The sequence below is a fragment of the Pseudomonas vancouverensis genome, from assembly GCF_004348895.1.
Lineage (GTDB): Bacteria > Pseudomonadota > Gammaproteobacteria > Pseudomonadales > Pseudomonadaceae > Aquipseudomonas > Aquipseudomonas vancouverensis.
Window position 1 is genome coordinate 265521 of record NZ_RRZK01000008.1, and the last position, 21054, is coordinate 286574.

At 64.0% G+C, this 21054-nt stretch carries 17 protein-coding genes; 9 read left to right on the forward strand and 8 right to left on the reverse strand.

From position 1 onward, the window contains the following. Positions 1-2: 2 nt before the first annotated feature. The 3 genes from EIY72_RS08920 (at position 3) to hutH (ending at position 4291) form a co-directional block, all read left to right on the forward strand. On the forward strand, positions 3-1202 hold the full coding sequence (locus tag EIY72_RS08920) for an amidohydrolase family protein (RefSeq protein WP_093218974.1): 1200 nt from the start codon (positions 3-5) through the stop codon (positions 1200-1202). After that, complete coding sequence (locus tag EIY72_RS08925; RefSeq protein ID WP_093218976.1) at positions 1199-2668, forward strand: amidohydrolase family protein; 1470 nt, start codon at positions 1199-1201, stop codon at positions 2666-2668. Before EIY72_RS08920 ends, EIY72_RS08925 begins: the two co-directional genes overlap by 4 nt. 90 nt (positions 2669-2758) lie before the next feature. After that, on the forward strand, positions 2759-4291 hold the full coding sequence (hutH, locus tag EIY72_RS08930; RefSeq protein WP_093218979.1) for a histidine ammonia-lyase: 1533 nt from the start codon (positions 2759-2761) through the stop codon (positions 4289-4291). Positions 4292-4455: 164 nt separating this feature from the next. On the opposite strand, the gene EIY72_RS08940 is transcribed toward hutH, so the two are convergent. Further along, positions 4456-5265, reverse strand: a complete 810-nt coding sequence (locus EIY72_RS08940; RefSeq protein WP_371315391.1) for a helix-turn-helix transcriptional regulator — start codon at positions 5263-5265, stop codon at positions 4456-4458. 96 nt (positions 5266-5361) lie between these two features. Between EIY72_RS08940 and EIY72_RS08945 the strand changes: the two genes are divergently transcribed. Together EIY72_RS08945 and EIY72_RS08950 are read left to right on the forward strand one after the other, a co-directional pair. Then, positions 5362-6318 (forward strand): threonine dehydratase, encoded by a 957-nt coding sequence (locus EIY72_RS08945; RefSeq protein ID WP_093218985.1) that lies wholly within the window; start codon positions 5362-5364, stop codon positions 6316-6318. Between the two features lie 108 nt (positions 6319-6426). Then, positions 6427-7659, forward strand: coding sequence for an MFS transporter (locus EIY72_RS08950; protein ID WP_093218988.1), 1233 nt, complete (start codon positions 6427-6429; stop codon positions 7657-7659). Here EIY72_RS08950 and EIY72_RS08955 read toward each other — a convergent pair. The 6 genes from EIY72_RS08955 to EIY72_RS08980 form a co-directional block, all read right to left on the reverse strand. Further along, entirely contained in the window at positions 7656-9014 is a 1359-nt protein-coding gene (locus EIY72_RS08955) for an ATP-binding protein (protein ID WP_093218991.1), read from the reverse strand. The genes EIY72_RS08950 and EIY72_RS08955 overlap by 4 nt on opposite strands. Beyond that, positions 8990-9655: a response regulator gene (locus tag EIY72_RS08960; RefSeq protein ID WP_093218993.1), complete on the reverse strand. Its 666-nt coding sequence runs from the start codon at positions 9653-9655 to the stop codon at positions 8990-8992. The genes EIY72_RS08955 and EIY72_RS08960 overlap by 25 nt, the downstream gene beginning before the upstream one ends. A gap of 87 nt (positions 9656-9742) precedes the next feature. Then, the gene (locus tag EIY72_RS08965; protein ID WP_093218996.1) at positions 9743-10180 is read right to left on the reverse strand and encodes a hypothetical protein; all 438 of its coding nucleotides are present in this window, start codon (positions 10178-10180) and stop codon (positions 9743-9745) included. A 28-nt stretch (positions 10181-10208) separates the two neighbouring features. After that, positions 10209-10973 carry a COG4705 family protein gene (locus EIY72_RS08970; RefSeq protein WP_093218999.1) on the reverse strand — a complete coding sequence of 255 codons (765 nt, stop codon included), beginning with the start codon at positions 10971-10973 and terminating at the stop codon, positions 10209-10211. Between the two features lie 62 nt (positions 10974-11035). Then, a complete protein-coding gene (locus EIY72_RS08975; RefSeq protein WP_093219002.1) occupies positions 11036-12421 on the reverse strand; it encodes a sensor histidine kinase in 1386 nt (461 codons plus the stop codon). Beyond that, positions 12399-13091: a response regulator transcription factor gene (locus EIY72_RS08980; RefSeq protein ID WP_093219006.1), complete on the reverse strand. Its 693-nt coding sequence runs from the start codon at positions 13089-13091 to the stop codon at positions 12399-12401. Before EIY72_RS08980 ends, EIY72_RS08975 begins: the two co-directional genes overlap by 23 nt. Positions 13092-13208: 117 nt before the next feature. On the opposite strand from EIY72_RS08980, the gene EIY72_RS08985 reads away from it, so the two are divergent. From EIY72_RS08985 to EIY72_RS09000, 4 genes are all read left to right on the forward strand, one after another. After that, a complete protein-coding gene (locus EIY72_RS08985; protein ID WP_093219013.1) occupies positions 13209-13898 on the forward strand; it encodes a response regulator transcription factor in 690 nt (229 codons plus the stop codon). A 104-nt stretch (positions 13899-14002) separates the two neighbouring features. Next, complete coding sequence (locus EIY72_RS08990; RefSeq protein WP_093219016.1) at positions 14003-15421, forward strand: efflux transporter outer membrane subunit; 1419 nt, start codon at positions 14003-14005, stop codon at positions 15419-15421. Beyond that, a complete protein-coding gene (locus EIY72_RS08995) occupies positions 15418-16584 on the forward strand; it encodes an efflux RND transporter periplasmic adaptor subunit (protein WP_093219018.1) in 1167 nt (388 codons plus the stop codon). The genes EIY72_RS08990 and EIY72_RS08995 overlap by 4 nt, the downstream gene beginning before the upstream one ends. Beyond that, complete coding sequence (locus tag EIY72_RS09000) at positions 16581-19658, forward strand: efflux RND transporter permease subunit (RefSeq protein ID WP_093219021.1); 3078 nt, start codon at positions 16581-16583, stop codon at positions 19656-19658. The genes EIY72_RS08995 and EIY72_RS09000 overlap by 4 nt, the downstream gene beginning before the upstream one ends. 53 nt (positions 19659-19711) lie before the next feature. On the opposite strand, the gene EIY72_RS09005 is transcribed toward EIY72_RS09000, so the two are convergent. Continuing rightward, positions 19712-21016: an MFS transporter gene (locus EIY72_RS09005; RefSeq protein WP_093219024.1), complete on the reverse strand. Its 1305-nt coding sequence runs from the start codon at positions 21014-21016 to the stop codon at positions 19712-19714. Positions 21017-21054: the final 38 nt, after the last annotated feature.

The window sequence follows — 21054 nt, forward strand, 5'->3', positions numbered from 1 at the left end:
AAATGAGCAATTCATTCTGGCTGCGCAACGTCCGTCCTTATGGCGGCGACGCGCAAGATGTACAGATTGTCGACGGTCGCATCGGCGCTCGTCAGCCCGCCGCCGGCAAGCCTGTCAGCGGCCCGGACCTGGACGGGCAAGGCCAACTGCTGGTGCCTTCCCTGGTGGAAAGCCACATCCATCTGGACAAGACCTTGTGGGGGCAACCCTGGCGCCCGCACAGTGCCGGCCCGAACCTCAAGGCACGGATCGCCAATGAGCGGCAGATCCTGCGCGAGCTCACATCGCCCATCGCCGAGCGGGCGGGGGCGTTGCTGGAACAATGCATCGCGCGCGGTTCGCTGACGTTGCGTTGCCATGTCGACGCCGATCCGGAGTTGGGCATCGAACATGTGCAAGCCATGCTGGAGTTGCGCGAGCGCTACGCCGACCTGGTGGACCTGGAGTTCGTCACCTTCCCCCAGGTGGGTCTGGTCAACCGTCCCGGTGTTGAGGACTTGATGCGTGAAGCACTGGAACTGGGCGTTGAAGTGGTCGGCGGGCTCGACCCTTGCGGCATCGACAATGATCCCATCACCCATCTCACCATCCTCTTCGAACTGGCGAGCCGCTTCGATCGCGGTATCGATATCCATCTGCATGACGGCGGCGAGCTGGGGCTCTGGCAGATTGCGCGCATCGTCGATTTCACCGAGCGTTATCAGCGCCAGGGACGGGTGATGATCAGCCATGCCTTTTGCCTGGGCATGAACAGCTGGGCTCAAGTGCAGCCATTGGCCGAGCGTCTGGCGGCCAATAGAATTTCGCTGATGACCACAGCACCGTCCGACATTGAAATTCCGCCCTTCACCGAGTTGCTGGGAGCGGGGGTGAACGTGTGCCTCGGCTCAGACGGCATTCGCGATGCGTGGACGCCGATGGGCAACGGCGACATGCTCGAACGCGCGATGCTGCTGGCGTTGCGCTGCGGCATGCGTACCGATCCGCAAATCTGCACCGCCTTCGACGCCGCGTCCACCAATGGGGCGTTGGCACTGGGGCGCAGTGATCATGGGGTGGCTGTCGGTCAGGCGGCCAACTTGATGTTGCTGCCGGCACAGACACTGAGCGAAGCCGTCGTGTCGCGTCCGCTGGCACGCACGGTGATCAGCCGCGGTGTGGTCGTGGCGAAAGATGGCCAACTGGTCGGGAGCCGCCTGTGACTCAACCGACACTCAACAAGGTCGATCTGCTGATCGAGCACGGTGTGGTCATCACCGTGGACGAGCAGCGCCGGGTGATCGAGGATGGTGCTGTGGCTGTGCGTGGCAATCGCATCGTTGCGGTAGGGCGCACAGACGAACTGCGCGCAAATTTCACAGCAGACAAAGTCATCAACGCCCGCCACAAAGCAGTGCTGCCGGGCCTGATCGACAGTCACGCCCACGCCGGCCACGCCATGCTGAAAACCATCGGCGGGGCGGAGGGCGATGCCTGGATGCAGGCCTGCGAGAACATCTACACCCTGGCCTCCGGGGTCGGCTTCTGGGAGGCCGATGCGCGCTTGTCGGCGTTGGAGCGCCTCAAATGCGGCACCACCACCGGCGTCTCGCTGTTGGGCGGTGGCGACTCGATCATGCGCGTCGACGATCCGGTCTACGCGCAACGTCACGCCCAGGCAATCGCTGAAATCGGCACCCGCTCGGTGGTGGCGGTCGGACCGTCGCGTTCGCCCGCACCCCGCACTTATCTTGACTGGTCAACTGAACCACCGACTCGGCGCAGCGTCAGTTTCGAGCAGATGTTCGAGGTCTGCGATGACATCGCCAGGACCTGTGACGGCATGGCCGACGGCCGCGTGCGCATTGCACTCACCTTGCCGGTGTACGCGCCGCAACACGAACCCGGTCACCGACAGCTGGCCCCGCTGTACCGTCAGCAAGCGCAGCAATACCGCGAGCTGGCCCAGCGACATGGCCTGACGTTCACCCAGGACGGCCACCGCGCGGGTACGTTGGCGCTGGCCCATCACGAACTGGGTCTGCTCGGTCCGACGGCCTTCATGTCCCACAGCATCGACCTCACCGAGGAAGACATCGCCCTGTGCCGGGAGACGCAGACCAGGATCGTGCATAACCCGAGCGCCATCATGTCGATCCTCGGCCGCTGCCCGGTGCCGGAGCTGATCGAAGCCGGTGTCACCGTCGCCCTCGGTTCCGACGGCGCCGCCCCGGACCGTGGCTACGACATGTTCCGCCACATGTTCCAGTGCATGCATTACCACCGTCGGCATTTTCGCGACCCGGACATCCTGCCCCAAGGCAAGGTGCTGGAAATGGTCACCATCGATGCCGCCAGAGCGCTGTCGATGGAGCATGAGATCGGCTCGCTGGAGGTCGGCAAGAAAGCCGACATCATTCTCATCGACCTGCTCAAGCCGCACCTGATGCCGCTGAACATGCCGGTGCACCGCGTCACCTGCTTCGCCAACGGCGCAGACGTGTGCACCACCATCGTCGACGGCAAGATCCTGATGGAAGACTACCTCGTACGTGCCGTGGACGAGGCGGCTGTGCTGGCTGCGGTGCAGGAGGAATCGGAGCGCATGCTCGACCGCAGTGGCTTGCGTCATCTGACCATCGAATCGGAAAAGCTCTGGCGCACGGCACGGTATCGCTCGGCCGATTGAACGACAGGCAAAACCTGTGGGAGCAAGCTCGCTCCTACAGGAGCAAATACAAAAACAATCCATCGCTACCCCGGTTACAGGAACATCAACATGCACACGCTGAACATCCACCCCGGCCAACTGAGCCTCGCCCAACTGCGTGCGGCCTACCAACACCCGGTCCAGGTCAGTCTCGCCAGCAGCGCCGCCGCGCAGATCGACGCCAGCGTCGCCTGCGTCGAGCAGATCCTCGCCGAGAACCGCACCGCCTATGGCATCAACACCGGCTTCGGCCTGCTGGCCTCGACCCGCATCGCCAGCGAAGACCTGGAAAACCTGCAGCGCTCGCTGGTGTTGTCCCACGCCGCCGGCGTCGGCCAGCCGATCAGTGACGACCTGGTACGGTTGATCATGGTGCTCAAGGTCAACAGCCTGAGCCGGGGTTTCTCCGGCATTCGCCGGGTGGTGATCGATGCGTTGATCGCCCTGATCAACGCCGAGGTCTACCCGCACATTCCGTTGAAAGGCTCGGTTGGCGCCTCCGGCGACCTCGCACCATTGGCGCACATGTCGCTGGTGCTGCTCGGCGAAGGCAAGGCGCGCTACAAGGGCGAGTGGATGGAAGCGACCGAGGCGCTGAAAGTCGCCGGTCTGACCCCGCTGACTCTGGCGGCGAAGGAAGGCCTGGCGCTGCTCAACGGTACCCAGGTGTCGACGGCGTTCGCCCTGCGTGGCCTGTTCGAAGGTGAAGACTTGTTCGCCGGCGCCCTGGCCCTCGGTGGCCTGACTGTCGAAGCCGTGCTCGGCTCGCGTTCACCGTTCGACGCACGCATCCACGCCGCCCGTGGCCAGCAAGGCCAGATCGATGCCGCCGCCGCTTATCGCGACCTGCTCGGTGAGCGCAGCGAAGTCTCCGATTCCCACGAAAACTGCGAAAAGGTCCAGGACCCGTACTCCCTGCGCTGCCAGCCGCAAGTCATGGGCGCCTGCCTGACCCAGTTCCGTCAGGCCGCCGACGTGCTGGCGGTTGAAGCCAACGCCGTGTCCGACAACCCGCTGGTGTTCGCTGCCGAAGGTGACGTGATTTCCGGCGGCAACTTCCACGCCGAACCGGTGGCCATGGCCGCCGACAACATGGCCCTGGCCATCGCCGAAATCGGCTCGCTGAGCGAGCGGCGCATCTCGTTGATGATGGACAAGCACATGTCGCAACTGCCGCCGTTCCTGGTGGCCAACGGCGGGGTCAACTCAGGCTTCATGATCGCCCAGGTCACCGCTGCGGCACTGGCCAGCGAAAACAAGGCGCTGGCCCATCCACATTCGGTGGACAGCCTGCCGACCTCGGCCAACCAGGAAGACCACGTGTCCATGGCCCCGGCGGCCGGCAAGCGCCTGTGGGAAATGGCCGAGAACACCCGCGGCATTCTCGCCGTGGAGTGGCTGGCGGCAGTGCAGGGGCTGGATTTGCGCAACGGTCTGAAGACTTCGCCGAAGCTGGAAAAGGCCCGCGCCATCCTGCGTAACGAAGTGCCGTTCTATGAAAAGGACCGCTTCTTTGCGCCGGACATCAACGCCGCGAGTGAGCTGCTGGCGTCGCGTTGCCTGAACGAGCTGGTGTCGGCGAAATTGCTGCCGAGCCTGTAAAGGGCTCATCCTGTAGGAGCGAGCCTGCTCGCGAAAAACGTCCGGGCAACGCGGGCACTCAGGCAGGGCGCGTTATCGTTGACGACCATCGCGAGCAAGCTCGCACCCGCAGAGGAGTGCATTTCAATGGAGGCGCGAGCTTGCTGGCGATTACGTCAGCCGGTTCAGCGCCGACGCAGTTCCCCCGGACTGATCCCCAGCCGCTGCCTGAACGCAGTCGTCATGTGCGCATGGGAGTTGAAGCCGCAGGCGAGGGCGATCTCGGTCAAACCGGCTGTCGAGTCGCGCAGCAGTGCCCGGGCCCTGGCGAGGCGCCTGTCGATCAGGTAACTGTGCGGGCTTTGCCCGGTGGCCTGTTTGAAGGCGCGCATGAAGTAGCCTTCGGACAAGCCGAGCAATTGCGCCATCGCGGTAACGCCGATCGGAGCGTCGAGGCCGGCGTTAATGAACTCGTCGAGCAGACGCATGCGCCGGCCGGTGATCGCATCCATGGCCGTTGCCGACGGGGCGTCGCTGCCGGTTGCCCGCTCGGCCAACGCCAGCGCCCAGGCCTCCCAGTCGTCTTGCACTGAACCTCGCAACAGCGCCATACGCATGCGCAAGGCGAGGGCGGTCGCCTGCGGGTCGATGCGATTGTTGAAGGCGTGGTCGCCCGGCAAGGCCAGGCCGTCGGTGCGAATCACCCGCAGGTATTCACCGCCGCTGGGTGACTCAGACAACACATCACAGCCCTGCGGCACAAACGCCAGGCCATTGGGCACGGCGTCGAAGGGGCGCACGCGGTCGCTGCCGATGGCGTGCACGCCGCGCTGGCTGTCGAAGGCGAAGCCGATACCGGCCTGGGTCGCGACATAGCGCGCGGCATAAGCGGCGCCGGGCAGCAATTCGATCGCCCAGGGTCCGGCCTCGATACGGCGTACCGGTTCGGACTGGCGCGAGGGTTGCGGGCGATTGCGAGGGTTCATGGGCACCATAGTAGTGAAGCCGGCACAGAAAAGTCAGGTCAGTTTTTTGAAAGCCCTGGCAGCTCGTCGGCGTCTACTCTGGACAAAACCTCAAGGAGCCTCCCCATGCAGCCACTGACACTCGCAGACATCGAACAAGCGGCGCGTCTCGTCTACCAGGTCATGCCCGCGACTGCCCAGTACTCCTGGCCGTTGTTGGCTGAGCGCCTGGGTTGCAAGGTCTGGGTCAAACACGAAAATCACACACCCACCGGTGCCTTCAAGGTGCGTGGCGGCATCACCTTTTTGCACTGGCTGAAACAGGCGCACCCCGAGGTCAAAGGTATTGTCACGGCGACCCGCGGCAACCATGGCCAGAGCCTGGCGCTGGCGGCGAATGCGCTGGGCTTGCAGGCGCTGATCGTGGTGCCGCTGGGCAACTCGGTGGAAAAGAACAACGCGATGCGCGGGTTTGGCGGTGAAGTGGTGGAGTTCGGTCGCGATTTCGACGAAGCGCGGGAAGAGGCCGCACGCCTGGCACAACAGCACAACCTGTACCTGGTGCCACCCTTTCATGCCGAACTGGTCAAGGGCGTGGCCACCTATGCGCTGGAGCTGTTCCGCGCAGCGGCTGACCTGCACACCGTCTACGTGCCCATCGGCAGCGGCTCGGGGATCTGTGGCGTGATTGCCGCCCGTGACGCACTGGGATTGAAGACCCGTGTGGTCGGCGTGGTCTCCACCGAGGCCGAGGCCGCGAAGTTGTCCTTTGATGCCGGCAGTCTGCAGGAAACCCCGTCGGCCAATACCTTTGCCGACGGTCTGGCCGTGCGCAAGCCGATTGCCGAAGCCTTTGCGGTCTACGCCACCGGCGCCGAGCGGATCGTTTCGGTCAGCGACGCGCAGATCGCCGAAGCCATGCGCGTGTATTACACCGACACCCACAACCTCGCCGAAGGCGCCGGCGCCTCGGCGTTGGCCGCCCTGATGCAGGAGCGTGAGGCCATGGCGGGCAAACGGGTCGCAGTGATTCTGTCCGGCGGCAATGTCGACCGCTCGGTGTATGCGCAGGTGATTGCCTGATCTGACGTAGAACCCACTGACGCAAACAGAACAGGGCACAGCGCTTTTGGCGGCGATGGCCGGGGCGTAGATCGTATAGTGGCCGATCAGGAACAGGGAGGCCGCGCCATGTCGATCAAAGCCGTTATCGTGCTCTTGCTCACCGCACTGGTGGCGGCCACCTACGGGTTTGGCATCTACCTGTTCGCCCAGCTGGTGCCCGACATGCGTGCGGCGCTGGGTTTCGACTTCGCTTATGTCGGCGCAATTACCGCGGCGGGCCAGTTCGGTTTTCTCGTCGCGGCGCTGTTTGCAGCGTGGCTGACACCCCGGGTTGGCGGCGGGCGAGTGATTCTCGGCTCGGGAGTGGTCTGCGCGCTGGCCTTGCTGCTGGTGCCCCTGGCGCGGAACATCCTGCTGATCGGCGCCTTGCTGACCGTGCTGGCCGGGACGGCAGCGACCGTGTTCGTGCCGATGGTGGATGTGATTTCCAGAAGCGTGCCGTTCCGTTATCGCGGCATGGCGATGGGGCTGGTCTCCAGCGGCACCAGTTACGGCGTGTTCATCAACAGCCTGTTGGTACCCATTTACGCGCCATCGGGCGAGTGGCGCAGTGTCTGGTGGTGGGTCGGCGGTATCACGGTGGTGGCTGCCGCACTGGTGTGGCTGGTGTTTCAGCGTGCAGGCTTGCTGTCTCGCCCGACGCCGGCTCAGGTGCCTGAGCGTGAAGGTTTGCCGTCGAGCCGATTGTTCAGCCGTGACAGCGAGATCATCAAGCCCTGGGTGCTGTCGGTGTGGGCGATGAACTTTCTGGTCGGTTTTTCGACCTTTCCCTTTCAGAACTTCATGTCGTCCTACCTGCGCACGGAATTGGGCTTCAGCGTGGATTTCACCGCGCAGATCTGGGGCACCATGGGCCTGGTTGGCATGTTCGCCGGGCTGGCGGTGGGCTGGCTGTCCGATCGTGCGGGGCTGCGCACGGCGATGCTGATGGTCTATGGCGGTGTCGTTGCCGCCGCACTGATCCTGGTGTTTTACCCGCAAGGCTACTGGCCGCTGATTGCCGGCGTGCTGTTTTCCCTGGCGTTCTATCCGATCTTCGGCCTGATTCCGGCCTATGTCTCGAAAATGGCCACCACCCCGGCCATGGCGGTGGCAATCTTCGCGGTCGCCAACGTCATGCAGGGCACTGGCGGCATGCTCGGTAACTACAGTGCCGGGTGGCTGGCCAGTTACAGTGCGACCTTCACCGGCGTCTACAGCAGCATCGCCGTGGTTGGCCTGATATTGATGGTGATTACGCTACGGCTGCCGGCCGCTCGGACGCAAGCCGAGCCGGACAACCTTGAGGCCAGTCATTAGCTCGTCGAATCGGCCTTCAACAGCACCGACACGCACAAACCGCTGTGCGCCGCCTCGTCGGTGAAGCCCAGTCGCACCTGCGCGCCCATGCGCTCGGCAATGGCCTTGACGATGGACAGACCCAGCCCCGAGCCACTCTCATCGGTGCCCATGCTGCGATAGAACGGGTCGAACACTCGCGCCTGTTCTTCTGCGCTGATGCCGGGACCGGAGTCGCGGACCTGAAGAACGATAGACGCTGCCGTGCGTTCGACCGACAGATCGACACGTCCACCCGCAGGCGTGTAGCGAATCGCATTGTCCGCCAGGTTCTTCACCAGGATCAGCAGGTCCATTTCGTTGACTGTCAGCTGCACGTCCTCGTCGCCTTCGACGCCAATGTCGATGCTTTTGCGTTCGGCCTGCGGCAGCAAGTCTTCCAGCACCCGCCGATAGATCTGGTGGACGGAAACCCGGGTCAGCGCCCGTTCGGGGCTCGATTGCGCGGCCGCCAGCGCCAGTAACTGGTCGATCAATTGCCGGCTGCGCTCGATGCCCCGGGACAACGGCAGCAGGCGTTCACGGGCCGGGGCCGGCAGCTCGGTGGCCGCCAGGCGTTCGGCCTGCAACGACAGCGCGGTCATCGGCGAGCGCAACTCATGGGCGGCATCGGCGATGAAGCGCCGCTGGTTCTCCATCGACTGGGCAACCCGCGCCAGCAGGCGGTTGATGGCGACCACGAACGGACGAATCTCCGTCGGCAGATGCTGTTCGTCGATGGGGTGCAGGGCCTGTTTGTCCCGTTGATCGATCTCGGCCGACAGGCTGGCAATGGGGCGGAACAGCTTGCGCACCAGATCGCTGACCAGCAGCAACAGCACCGGGAACAGAATCATGAACGGCAGGAGGCTGCGCCAGGCACTTTCCCGGGCTTCCTTGTTGCGCACGCCGATTTCCTGGGCGACAACGATGCGCTCGCCGGTGGCCGTGGTCCGGACCAGCGCGCGAAAGTCTTCGCCGGCAATGTTCAGCGTCGTCAGGCCGTCGGCGAGGGTGGTGGGGAAGGGCAGCGGTATCACGCTGTCGTCGTTGCCGACGGCGAGGTGACTGTCGGCCAGGTACTGCACGATGATCCGCGATTCCTCGTCGTCACCGGCGACGTGCTCACCCGCCGGGTAACGCAGGGTCATGTGCTGGCGGTCGAACAGCACCGCGACATGCCGCAGGCTTTCGTCCTGCATTTCGTGGGCTTCATCGATGGCCGAGACAAAGGCGAACACCCCGGCCAGCAGCGCCACCAGCAAGATCGCCAGCGACAGCGCCACCGACAGGCGCAGCTGCAGCGACTCGCTCAAGCGCTTTTGGAAACCATCCATCCCATCCCCCTGACGTTCTTGATGACCTGGTTGCCCAGCTTGCGCCGCAGCGAGTGAATCAGGAATTCCACGGCGTTGCTTTCCACTTCATTGCCCCAGCCGTAGAGGCGGTCTTCGAGTTCGCTGCGCGAGAGAATCGCCCCCGGTCGGATGAGCAGCGCTTGCAGCAGCGCAAACTCGCGGGCGGAGAGTTGCACATCGGCAGCGTCGGCGGTGCTGGCCTGTTTCGACACCAGGTCGAGCGATACCACGCCGTTGTCCAGTACCGACTGGGCATTGCCACCCTTGCGCCGCAGCACGGCACGCATGCGCGCCAGCAGTTCGGCCATCGCGAAGGGCTTGAGCAGGTAGTCGTCGGCGCCACCGTCGAGGCCGCGCAAACGGTCATCGAGATTGTCCCGGGCGGTGATGATCAGCAACGGCACCGGGTTGTTGCCCCCACGGATGCTGTCGAGCACGTCCAGCCCGTCCTTGCCCGGCAGGCCGAGGTCCAGCAATACCAGATCGTAGGCTTGGGTTTGCAAGGCCGACAGCGCGGTCAGGCCATTCTTCACCCAGTCGGTGGCGTAGCTCGCATCCATCAGTGCGCCCTGGATGGCGTCACCAATCATCGGGTCGTCTTCGACCAGCAATATCCGCATGTCCCGCTCCATCAAAAAAAAGCGCGAGGGCCAGGGCCGTCGCGCTTGTATTGAAGCACCTGTGCCGGCGTTTGTCCGCCGTCGCAATCAGGCCTTGGCTTGCATGGAGTCGAAGGCTTTCATCAACTCATCCATGCGTGCCTTGCAGTCGCTCTGCTGAGGACTGTTGGCGCGCAGGGCGTCGAGGGCACGGTCGATGGCCTTGTCCAGCACGTGCCAGTCACTGGCGGCGCGTGGCTTGATGCCCGCTTCGGCGGAGTCCCAGGCGGTTTCCAGGTCCTTGATGCGGGCCTTGGCGCCGGCCAGGTCGTTTTTCTCGACCAGGGCACTGACGTCGGCGGCGATGGTGCGGAACTCCGACAGGTCGCCCAATTTCGAGGCGGACTGGCTTTGCGTGCTCGCCGAACTGCTGGCTGCGCTGCTGGCGGGTTTGTCGGCCGGTTTCGAACAGCCGGTGGCGATGCCCAGCAGGAAAATGGCCGAGACGATGGCGGTGTGACGAATGATGTTTTGAAGTACGCGCATGATGATTCCTTGTTGAGTCGTTAAGCGTTTATTGAGTAAGGGGCTTGCGGTTGCCGACGCTGATTTGCGCAGCGGCCACCAGCAGCACGATGACGGTCAGGAAGATCGCGCTGGTCCAGGCCGCGCCCATGCCGAGGCCGCCGTAGGTCTTGGCCTGGGTCAGCAGGTCGCCGAGGGAGGCGCCGAACGGGCGGGTCAGGATGTAGGCGATCCAGAAGGTCAGCACCACGTTGGCGCCCATGCGCCAGGCAATCAGGGTGGCGGCAATCAAGGCACCGAAAATCACTGCGCCGAGGGTAAAGCCAAGACCGAGGGCTTCGGTGGCCAGGTCACCGGCGGCGGTGCCGAGGGCGAAGGTGCACAGCACCGTGGTCCAGTAGAACCACTCCCGGCGTGGCGTGACGATCTCGCGGATCGACAGGTTGTGCTCCACCCGATACCAGATGTAGAAATTGATCGCCAACAGCACGGAGAACACGGCGGTGCTGGCGTACAGACTGACGTCGAGCATGTCGGTGAGGATGTCGGTGATCTGCGTGCCGACGATGCTCACCAGCACCACGGTCAGCCAGTAGATCCACGGCGTGTAAGCCTTGGTGCGCAGTTGCAGGAACAGAGCGATGCCCAGCAGCAAGGCCATGCCGATACTGGTCGGACCGGCGCCGAAACCGACGTCGACGGCGAGAAAGTCGGCGCCGGTTTCACCGACTGTGGTGGACAGGATCTTGATGATCCAGAAGGCCAGCGTCACTTCGGGTACTTTGTTGAGCCATCCGGCTTTTACGGGATTCATGGGTGGTCAGCCTCTCCTGAGCAGCGCAGGACTTGCGCAGGAGAGAAATTACCCAGCGAAACTTAGCTCAGACTGAGGGCCGGCAAATGGTTTGCCGAACCGAGCAGATCGATACGGCAGCCTGGGGCGGCATCGCTGACTGTCAGCTTCATGTCATGCAGGCGCGCCACCGCCGAGACCATGCTCAGGCCCAGGCCATTGCCCGGTGTATGGCGGCTGGATTCGGCGCGATAAAGACGCCGGAGGACAGCTTCGCGTTCCGCCGGGGCGATCCCCGGCCCGTTGTCCAGCACACGAATGCCGACGCTGCCGGGTTCGGCGATCACACTCAGGCTGATCTGGCTGTGGTCCGGGCAAAACTTGATGGCGTTGTCCAGCAGGTTGCAGATCGCATCGAACAGCAACTGCGCATCGCCGGCGATGATCGCCGGTGCCTGGCTTTCATTGAGGGTCAGGCTGATGCCACGCTCTTCGGCCAGTGGCTCGTACAGCTCGGCGGCGTCGGCGCTGATCAGGTTGAGGTCCAGCGGCGCGAAATGACTGCGCCGTGCGCTGTTTTCGATTTCCGAGATGCGCAACAGGGCTTTGAAGGTCAGCAACAGGGCTTTGGCTTCGATCAGCGCCGCGTCGATGCTGGCCGCGTACTCGGCCTCATCCAGGCCACGGCGCTGGGTGCGCTCGAGGCCGGCGATCAGCCGGGTCAGCGGGGTACGCAAGTCGTGGGCGATGTCGTCGCACACGCCCTTGACCTCGCTCATCAGCCGCTCCAGTTCATCGAGCATGCCGTTGACCACCGAAGCGAGGCGGTCGATGTCGTCGTTGTTGCCCTGGATCGGCAGGCGTCCGGTCAAGTCGCCTTCGATGATGCCCTTGATCGAGCGGCTGACCTTGTCCAGGCGGCGGTGTGCCGAGTAACCCAGCAGCACCGCACCGAACAGGCCCACCACCAGCAGCAACACGCCGCCAGAGATCAGCGCGCGGATCAGCAGCTCATCGAACTCACGAATGTCGTGAATATCCTGGGCCACCAGCAAGGTCTTGCCGTCGGCCAGACGATGGACGATGAAACGCACCGGACGCTTGCGCCCGTTGTCCTTGACCCAACTGAATTCCTGGGGTTTGTCGTAGGCCGAGAAGGGCGGCAGCTGGCGGATGGCGCCAGCGATGAAGCGGCCGTCAGCATCGAACAGGCTGTGGGGCAGGCGGGCCTCGACGTCCTGCACGGCATGGTTGCGGATCTCCTTGAGCTGCAATTCGGGGTCCTGGGCGCTGCGGTTTTCTACTTGGCGGTACAGTGCGGTATCGGCTTCGGCTTTCAGGTAGAACGCGGTCTGCCAATAGACGTAGCCGAACAGTGCGAGGAACGAGCAGCCGAACAGGCCGAGAAACAGCAATCCCGTGCGAAAGCTGATGGTGCGCGGGATTTCACTCAGGCGAACGGAGGACATAACCGGCTCCACGAATGGTATGGATCATCGGCGGCTCACCTTCACCGTCGATCTTGCGGCGCAGGCGGCTCATGTGTACTTCGATCACGTTGGTGCGCTCGTCATAGCTGTAGTTCCACACCGCTTCGAAGAGCATGGTGCGGGTGACCACTTGTCCGGCGTTGCGGATCAGGTGTTCGAGCAGCGCGTATTCCCGAGGCACCAGCTCGATCAGCCGTTCGCCACGACGGACCGAGCGGCTGAGCAGGTCGACTTCCAGATTGGCGACGCGCAGGCGCGTCTCCCGAGGCTCGGCAACCGGCTCGGCACGACGGCGGTTCAAGGCGTCCAGACGGGCGGTCAGTTCGATGAACTCGAACGGCTTGGTCAGGTAGTCATCACCACCGGCGCGCAGGCCACGCACCCGTTCGTCGAGGGCGCTGAGGGCGCTGAGGATCAACACCGGCGTGCTGACACTGGCCGCGCGCAACGCCGTCAGCACGCCCAGGCCATCGAGGCCGCCGGGCAGCATGCGGTCGAGCACGATCAGGTCAAACGGTTCGCTCAGCGCCTTCAACAGGCCCTCGCGGCCATTGTTCACGCAACTGACGGTGAAGCCGTGGTCACACAGGGCCGCTTCGATTTCACGGCAGGTGGGCAAGTCGTCTTCGACGACCAGTACATGGGTCATGGCAGTTGAACCGCTCACTTGATCGGGCAGAGATGGCATAGTGTGGCAAAGCCTGCGCCGGCGTCACGTTCCCGTTGGCTAAATAAAAGTTCAGGTTCGAGTTCAGGAGACAGTGCCTTGCGCATTCTCGTGGTTGAAGATGATGCCCAGACCGCCGCCTACCTGCTGCGCGGCTTGAGCGAAAGCGGGCATGTGGTCGATATCGCCGACGATGGTGATGCGGGGCTGGGCATGGCCCTCGAAGGCATTTATGACGCCTTGATTGTCGACCGGCGCTTGCCCGGCCTCGACGGCATCGAGCTGATCAAGGCGGTGCGTGCGCGGCAGCTGCGGGTGCCGATCCTGATGCTCAGTGCACAGGCCTCGACCACCGACAAGGTGCAAGGCTTGCAGGCCGGTTGTGACGATTACCTGGCCAAGCCCTATGCCTTCGCCGAGGTGCTGGCTCGGCTCGATGCCTTGCTGCGCGGGCGCGACCCGGTCGCCGGTTCCTCGCGGCAGTTGCAGGTCGGCGAATTGCAGCTGGACTGCGCCACGCGCACGGCGGTGCGGCAAGGTCGGGTCATTGCCTTGCAGCATCGCGAGGCGTTGCTGCTGGAAAAACTCATGCGCCACAGCGGCCAGGTGGTCACCCGCGACATGCTGCTCGACAGCGCCTGGGACTATGACTTCGACCCCAACGACAACGTCATCGACAAACACATCCATCGCCTGCGGCGCAAACTCGATGAAGGTTTCGCGTACTCGCTGATCAAGACCATTCCCGGCGCCGGCTACAGCTTTCAGGTCGCACCGGCGCAAGGCTGAACAAAAGTTTATCTGCCGGCGAACGCTCTGGCAGGCACCCCTGGTTATCTTCGCGGCATTCGTGGATTGCTCCACAGAGGCTCAAGCGAGGGGATGGCTTGCCCATGTCGGTTTCAACCTTGGCGGCGCGCGGTTGGCGCGCTGCGTGTCGTTCACCTTTATCCGTGGCGTTGCTTGGCGCGCTGATGCTCGGCGGCTGTTCCATGGTGCCCGAGTATCGGCAGCCAGCGCTGCCGTTGGCGCAGCAATGGCAGGGCGCCGAGGCGGGCTCGGCGGCCGCCGGTGGTCAATGGTGGCGCGAATTTCACAGTGCCGAGTTGGATCAATTGATCGCTCGCGGACTGGCGTCCAATTACACCCTCAAGGCCGCGGTCAGCCGCATCGATGAAGCCCGCGCCTCGGCGCAGGTGGCGGGTGCGGGGCAATACCCGGCACTGAACCTGGGCGGCAATTACCAGCGCCAGAACAATTACGGCACCACGGAAAAACGCAGCGTGTTTGCCGAAGCGACTTATGAAATCGATTTCTGGGGCAAACAGCGCGCGGCGGCGGATTCGGCCGATGCCCTGGCCAATGCCACGGTGTTCGATGCCCAGACCCTGCGCATGAGCCTGGGCGCGAGCATTGCCGACCGTTACTTCGAAGTGCTGTCGCTGACCGATCGCCTGCGCCTGGCCCAGTCCATTGCCGATGACGCGCGGCAGGTGCTGGACCTGGTGCAGGTCCAGGCCAGTCAGGGCGCGGTGTCGAACCTCGAAGTCGAGCAGCAGCGCAATGCCATGCAGACCTTTGAAGCGGCAATGCCGCCACTGCGCCAGCAGCGCGATCTGGCCTTGTACCAGTTGGCCGTGCTGGTCGGTGCACCGCCGGAAGGCTTCACCGTGCAAGGCGACGGCTTGAAGGCCCTGCAAGTGCCACAGCCATCGACCGGACTGCCGATCGGCCTGCTGCGCCAGCGTCCGGACATTCAGGCCGCCGAGGCACGGCTGCAATCGGCCAACTTCGACGTCGGCGTCGCCCGCGCCGCGTTTTTGCCCAACCTGTCGCTGGACTTGCTGGGCGGTATCGACACCCTGGCGGGCGGGCAGATCTGGAGCGCCATCGGCAGCATCAGCCAACCCTTGTTCGCCGGTGGTCAGCTCAAGGGCCAACTGCATTTCGACCAGGCCCATGTCCAGGAACTGACGTCGAGTTATCGCGAGTCGATCATCGAAGGCCTGCAGGACGTGGAAACCCAGCTCAGCGCCGCCCGTGAACTGGACAAGAGCTACGCGCTTAACCAGTCTGCCGTCGACTCGGCCCGTGAAGCCGCGCGCCTGGCCCAGGTGCGCTACCGCCTCGGTTCCACCGACTTCCAGACACTGCTGATCGTCGAGCGTAACCAATATCAGGCCGAAGACACGCTGTTGCAGGTTCGCCTCCAGCACTTGCAGGCCGCCGTCGGTCTGTTCCGCGCCTTGGGCGGGGACTTTTCCGCCGACACCCTCGCTTCCAATTCCATTGCTCAGGTGGCTCACCCATGAATGCCTTGAACCCAGGTCGTCGCGTTGTGTTTGGGGGACTGGCCGTGCTCTCGCTGGCTGCTGCCCTTGGTGGTTTTCAATGGATCAGGCAGGCCCACGCCGCGCCGGTGCAGACCGACAGCGCGGCAGTGCCGGTGCAAATGAGCCAGGTCAGCCGGCAGGACCTGCCGATCTGGATCAGCGCCATCGGCAATGTGCAGGCGCTCAACAGCGTCAACGTGCGGGTGCGGGTCGACGGTGAACTGCAAAAGGTGCTGTTCAACGAAGGTCAGACGGTCACCGCCGGCAGCCTGCTGGCGGTGATCGATCCACGGGTGTATCAGGCCCAGGTCGCGCAGGCCCAGGCGTTGGTGGCCAAGGATCAGGCGCAACTGGCCAACCTCAAGGTCAACCTGGATCGCGCCAGTAAACTGGCCGCCGCCAAGGCCGGGCCGACCCAGGACGTCGACACTTACCGCGCGCAACTGGCCGCCCAGCAGGCCACGGTGCAAGCGGATCAAGCGGCGCTGGATAGCGCACGCCTGCAACTGGAGTTCACCCAGGTCAAGGCGCCGCTGACCGGGCGCACCGGCCAGCGCCTGCTGGATGTCGGTTCGATTGCCCATGGCGCCGAAGCCACGGGACTGGTGACCATCACCCAGATGGACCCGATTTCCGTGGCGTTCGCCGTGTCTCAGGATGAGCTGGCGGAAATTCTCGAAGAGAACGCCAAGGGTGCCTTGCAGGTGGTCGCCATGACCCGCGACGGCCAGCAGGAAATCGCTCGCGGTCAACTGAGTTTCATCGACAGTCAGGTGACCGCCGCCAGCGGCCAGATCCAGCTCAAGGCGCAGTTCGACAACGCCGCGGCGAAACTCTGGCCAGGTGAACTGGTGAGCGCACGGCTGCTGGTGCAAACCCGCAAGGACGTCGCGGTGGTGCCGGCCGATGCCGTGCAGCTGGGACGCCAGGGTAATTTTGTCTACGTGGTCGATGCCGATCAGCGGGTGCAGCCACGCCTGGTCGATGCCGCCACCGTGGTCGATGGCAAGCAGTGGATTCGCCAGGGGCTGGCGGCGGGAGAAACGGTGGTGGTGCAGGGCCAGTCCCGGGTCGCGCCGGGGCTCAAGGTCACGCCGGTGAAGACCGACGCCGCTGCCGATCTGGCGGAGGCGGCGCAATGAGCGGCCTCGCCGGACTGATTCAACGCCGCACTGGGCTCAGTCTGCTGGCCCTCGGGGTCATGCTGCTGGGTGCCTTCGCCTATTTTCACCTGCCGGTGGCGCCGCTGCCGACGGTGGATTTTCCGACCATCCAGGTCACCGCCAAACTCTCCGGGGCCAGCGCCGAAACCATGGCGTCGTCTGTGGCGACACCCTTGGAGCGGGCCTTTGCCGCGGTGCCGCAGGTCACCTCGATGACCTCGTCCAGCGCCGCCGGCAAGACCCAGGTGGTGCTGCAGTTCGACCTGTCGCGGGACATCGACGGCGCCGCACAGGACGTGCAGACGGCGATCAACACCGCCACGCCGAACCTGCCCAAGACCATGTCCAGTGCGCCGACCTTCAACAAGGTCAACCCGGCCGAAGGCACCGTGATGTCCTTGGCTGTGACCTCACCGACCCGCACCTTGCCGGAGCTGGATCGCTACGCCGACAACTACATCGCCCAGCGTCTGTCGCAGATGCCGGGGGTGGGCCTGGTGGATTTTCACGGTGAGCAAAAACCGGCAGTGCGGGTGCAGATCGACCCGGATGCCCTGGCGGCCCGTGGCCTGACCCTGGAGGACGTGCGCAGCGTGATCGGTGTCAGCACCCTCGACCAGCCCAAGGGCAGCCTTGATGGCCAGAGCCGCTCGATCACCCTTGGTGCCACCGACCAGTTGCTCGACCCGCAGCACTATCGCGATCAGGTCATCGCCTACAAGAACGGCATGCCGATCAAGCTGGGTGACCTGGGGCGGGTGATCGCCGGTGCCGAAGACACCCAGCAGGCGGCGCAACTGGGTGCCGAGCCGACGGTGATCGTCGACATCCACAAGCAACCGGGTTTCAACCTGCTGTCGACCATCGCCACGATCAAGGCCAAGTTGCCGGAACTGACCGCCTCCTTGCCCCGCGACGTGCAGGTGCAAGTGGTCGGCGACCGCACCCAGACCATCGAAGCCTCGGTCAACGACATGCAGTTCACTTTGCTGCTGTCGATTGCCCTGGTGGTCGTGGTGATCTTCGTGTTCCTGCGCAAGGCCACCGCCACCTTGATTCCGAGCCTGACCATCCCGCTGTCGCTGGTGGCGACGTTCGGCGTGATGTATTTGCTGGGCTACAGCCTCGACAACCTGTCGATCATGGGCCTGGCGATTGCTGTCGGCTTCGTGGTCGACGATGCCATCGTGGTCATGGAGAACATTGTCCGTCACCTGGAGATGGGCAAGTCACGCCTGCAAGCGGCGGTCGATGGCTTGCGCGAGGTGGCCTTTACCATTGTCTCGATGACGGTGTCGCTGATTGCGGTGTTCCTGCCGATCCTGCTGATGTCGGGCATTGTCGGGCGCCTGATGCGCGAGTTCGCGGTGACCGTCAGTGTGGCGATCATCATGTCCGGCATCGTTTCCCTGACCATCACGCCGATGCTCTGCGCCTGGTTGCTCAAACCCCATGCCGACCAGGAAGAGAGCCGCTTTGCTCTGGCCTGCGAGCGGGTATTCGACCGCCTGCACAACGGCTATCGCCGCAGCCTCGACTGGGTTTTGGATCATCAACGCATCACCCTGGCTGTCGCCGTTGCCACACTGGCGGCGACTGCGGTGCTGTACGTCGGCATTCCCAAGGGTTTCTTCCCACAGCAGGACAACGGTCTGATCCAGGGCGTTGCCGAAGCGGCGGCAGACATCTCGCCCATCGCCATGCGCGCCCAGGTCAACCGTGCCGCCGAGATCATCGGCCAGGACCCGGCCGTGGCCCGGGTGTACTTCTGGATCGGCCCCAACCCGACCGTCAGCCAGGGCAAGGTGATGATCAACCTCAAACCCTTCAGCGAGCGCAGCGCCAGCGCCGGCGAGGTCATTCGCCGCCTGCAACCGGCCCTCGACCGGCTGTCCGGGGTCAAGGTGTTCATGCAGGCCAACCAGGACATCCAGATCGGTGGCCGGGCCAGCAAGACCCAATACCAGTACACCCTGCAGGACCCGGACAGCGTCGAACTGGATCATTGGAGCGGCGTGTTGCTGGCAAAACTCAAGACCCTGCCGCAACTGCAACACGTGACCTCGGACCAGCAGCAGGCCATCGCTCAGTCGACCCTGGTGATCGATCGCCCCACGGCGGCGCGATTAGGCGTCACGGTGCAAGCCATCGACGATGTGCTGTATGACGCCTTCGGTCAGCGGCAGATCGCAACCATGTTCACCCAGCTCGACCAGAACCACGTGATCCTCGAACTCGACCCGAGCTGGCAAACCTCTACCGCGACCCTGGAGCACCTGTTTGTCCGCGCCGGTTCCGGAGCCATGGTGCCGCTGAACCTGCTGGCCAGCGTCAAGACCGAGCAGGTGCCGATCATCATCAACCATCAGGGGGTATTCCCGGCGATCACGCTGTCGTTCGACCTTGCGCCCGGTCATGCCTTGAGTGATGCGGTCACGGCGATCAACCAGGCATCGCTGGCGGTGGCCATGCCGGACACGGTGGTGGGCAGTTTCCAGGGCACGGCCCAGGCGTTTCAGGATTCGTTGAAGTCGCAGCCCTGGCTGATCCTCGCGGCGATTCTCACCGTGTACATCGTGCTCGGGGTGCTGTACGAAAATCCGATCCATCCGCTGACCATCATCTCGACCCTGCCGTCGGCCGGCTTCGGTGCGCTATTGGCGTTGATGCTCTGTGGTCAGGATCTGTCGGTGTTGGGGATGATCGGCATCATTTTGCTGATCGGCATCGTCAAGAAGAACGCGATCATGATCGTCGACTTCACCCTGCAGGCGCAGGAGCGGGGCTTGTCGCCGCGGGACGCGGTTCGGGAAGGCTGTCTGTTGCGCTTGCGGCCGATCCTGATGACCTCGTTGGCGGCCTTGCTCGGCGCCGTACCACTGGCCTTCGGTCATGGTGCCGGCTCGGAGTTGCGCCAGCCGTTGGGCATTGCGATTGTCGGCGGTCTGGCGGTGTCGCAGATCCTCACGCTGTACACCACGCCTGTGGTGTACCTGTGGTTCGAGCGTCGGCGCCGTAAAGGGCCGGTGGCGAGTGAAGTGGTTACCGTATAAGAGAAAATCAAACGAGCCGCACAGCTGTGCGGCTCGACTGTTTCTGCGGTTGGTCAGTCCAGCGGCTTGCCGGCCATTTCCTTCACTCGCGCCAACCCGATCAGGGTCAGGCACAGGCAAAACATCACGTACAGCGCCGGCGCATTGTTGTTGCCGGTCAGGCCGATCAGCCCGGTGGCGAAGAACTGCGCGAAGCCGCCGAACACCGAAACCCCCAGGCAGTAGATGATCGACAGCCCGGTGGCACGAATGGCCCGTGGGAACATCTCGGTCACCAGCACCAAAGTGGGCACGGTGATCAACACCAGCAGCAGGGTGGTCAGCAGCGACACGAGCAACAGGGTGCCGAGGGTCGGGAAGTGGTTCATCAGGATGAACGCGGGGTAGATCAACAGCAGCATCGGTATGGCGCCCAGGGCAATGGTGCGCCGCCGGCCGATGCGGTCGCTGAGCCTGCCGGCCCAGATCGACAGGCCGATCTGCACCAGCGCACCGAGGCAGGCGGCGGTGGTGCCCATGGTCATCGGCAGGTGCAGCACGGTGACCGTGTAGTTGGTCATGTAGTCGAGCACGATGTAGCTCGACGCCGTGCTGCCGATCACCAACAGCACGCCGGTGACGATCAGTCGGCGATAGCTGCTGAAGATCACCCGCACACTGGACGGTGCCTCATGGCCGTGGGCGGTTTCGGCGGCGGTTTCCTTGAGATGGCGACGGATGTAGATGCCCACCGGAATCACCAGCATCCCCAGGGCAAACGGCACGCGCCAGCCCCAGCTTTCCAGGTCTTCGGGTGCCAGTGATGAACTCAGGGCCAGGGCCACCAGCGCACCGAGCAGGAAGCTCAAGCCCTGGCTGAACAGCTGCCAACTGCCATAGAAACCCCGGTTGTGGTCATCGGCGTGCTCCATCAGCATCGCCGTCGAGGCGCCGACCTCTCCGCCGATGGCGAAGCCCTGAATCAGCCGCGCCAGCACAATCAGCAGCGGCGCGGCGATGCCAATCTGCGCGTAGGTCGGTGCCACGGTGAACAGCAGCGAGCCCAGGGCCATCAGCCACAGGGTCAGCATCATTGCCGGTTTACGTCCGGCGCGGTCGGCGTAGGCGCCCAGCACCAGACCGCCGATGGGGCGCATGCCGAAGCCGACGCCGAAGGTCGCCAGTGACAGCAACAGTTGCCCGAGACTGCTTTCCACGGGGAAAAACTGCCGGCCGATAAGCGTGGCGAAAAAGCTGTAGACCGAGAAATCGTAGAACTCCAGACCCGAACCGATGGTGATGGCGGCGATGGACTTGGCACCGATCGGCCGCCGATCCGCCGAAGCGGCCGGCAACGCAGTGGTCGCAGAATGGGACATGTGACGAACTCCTGAAGACGTGGGCGATAGGGACGAAC

Bases quoted from the DNA above. Each gene is read 5' to 3' on its own strand.
- EIY72_RS08920 (WP_093218974.1), top strand. From the start codon at position 3: ATGAGCAATTCATTCTGGCTGCGCAACGTCCGTCCTTATGGCGGCGAC.
- hutH (WP_093218979.1), top strand. From the start codon at position 2,759: ATGCACACGCTGAACATCCACCCCGGCCAACTGAGCCTCGCCCAACTG.
- EIY72_RS08940 (WP_371315391.1), bottom strand. From the start codon at position 5,265: ATGGTGCCCATGAACCCTCGCAATCGCCCGCAACCCTCGCGCCAGTCC.
- EIY72_RS08945 (WP_093218985.1), top strand. From the start codon at position 5,362: ATGCAGCCACTGACACTCGCAGACATCGAACAAGCGGCGCGTCTCGTC.
- EIY72_RS08950 (WP_093218988.1), top strand. From the start codon at position 6,427: ATGTCGATCAAAGCCGTTATCGTGCTCTTGCTCACCGCACTGGTGGCG.
- EIY72_RS08955 (WP_093218991.1), bottom strand. From the start codon at position 9,014: ATGGATGGTTTCCAAAAGCGCTTGAGCGAGTCGCTGCAGCTGCGCCTG.
- EIY72_RS08960 (WP_093218993.1), bottom strand. From the start codon at position 9,655: ATGCGGATATTGCTGGTCGAAGACGACCCGATGATTGGTGACGCCATC.
- EIY72_RS08965 (WP_093218996.1), bottom strand. From the start codon at position 10,180: ATGCGCGTACTTCAAAACATCATTCGTCACACCGCCATCGTCTCGGCC.
- EIY72_RS08970 (WP_093218999.1), bottom strand. From the start codon at position 10,973: ATGAATCCCGTAAAAGCCGGATGGCTCAACAAAGTACCCGAAGTGACG.
- EIY72_RS08975 (WP_093219002.1), bottom strand. From the start codon at position 12,421: ATGTCCTCCGTTCGCCTGAGTGAAATCCCGCGCACCATCAGCTTTCGC.
- EIY72_RS08980 (WP_093219006.1), bottom strand. From the start codon at position 13,091: ATGACCCATGTACTGGTCGTCGAAGACGACTTGCCCACCTGCCGTGAA.
- EIY72_RS08990 (WP_093219016.1), top strand. From the start codon at position 14,003: ATGTCGGTTTCAACCTTGGCGGCGCGCGGTTGGCGCGCTGCGTGTCGT.
- EIY72_RS08995 (WP_093219018.1), top strand. From the start codon at position 15,418: ATGAATGCCTTGAACCCAGGTCGTCGCGTTGTGTTTGGGGGACTGGCC.
- EIY72_RS09000 (WP_093219021.1), top strand. From the start codon at position 16,581: ATGAGCGGCCTCGCCGGACTGATTCAACGCCGCACTGGGCTCAGTCTG.
- EIY72_RS09005 (WP_093219024.1), bottom strand. From the start codon at position 21,016: ATGTCCCATTCTGCGACCACTGCGTTGCCGGCCGCTTCGGCGGATCGG.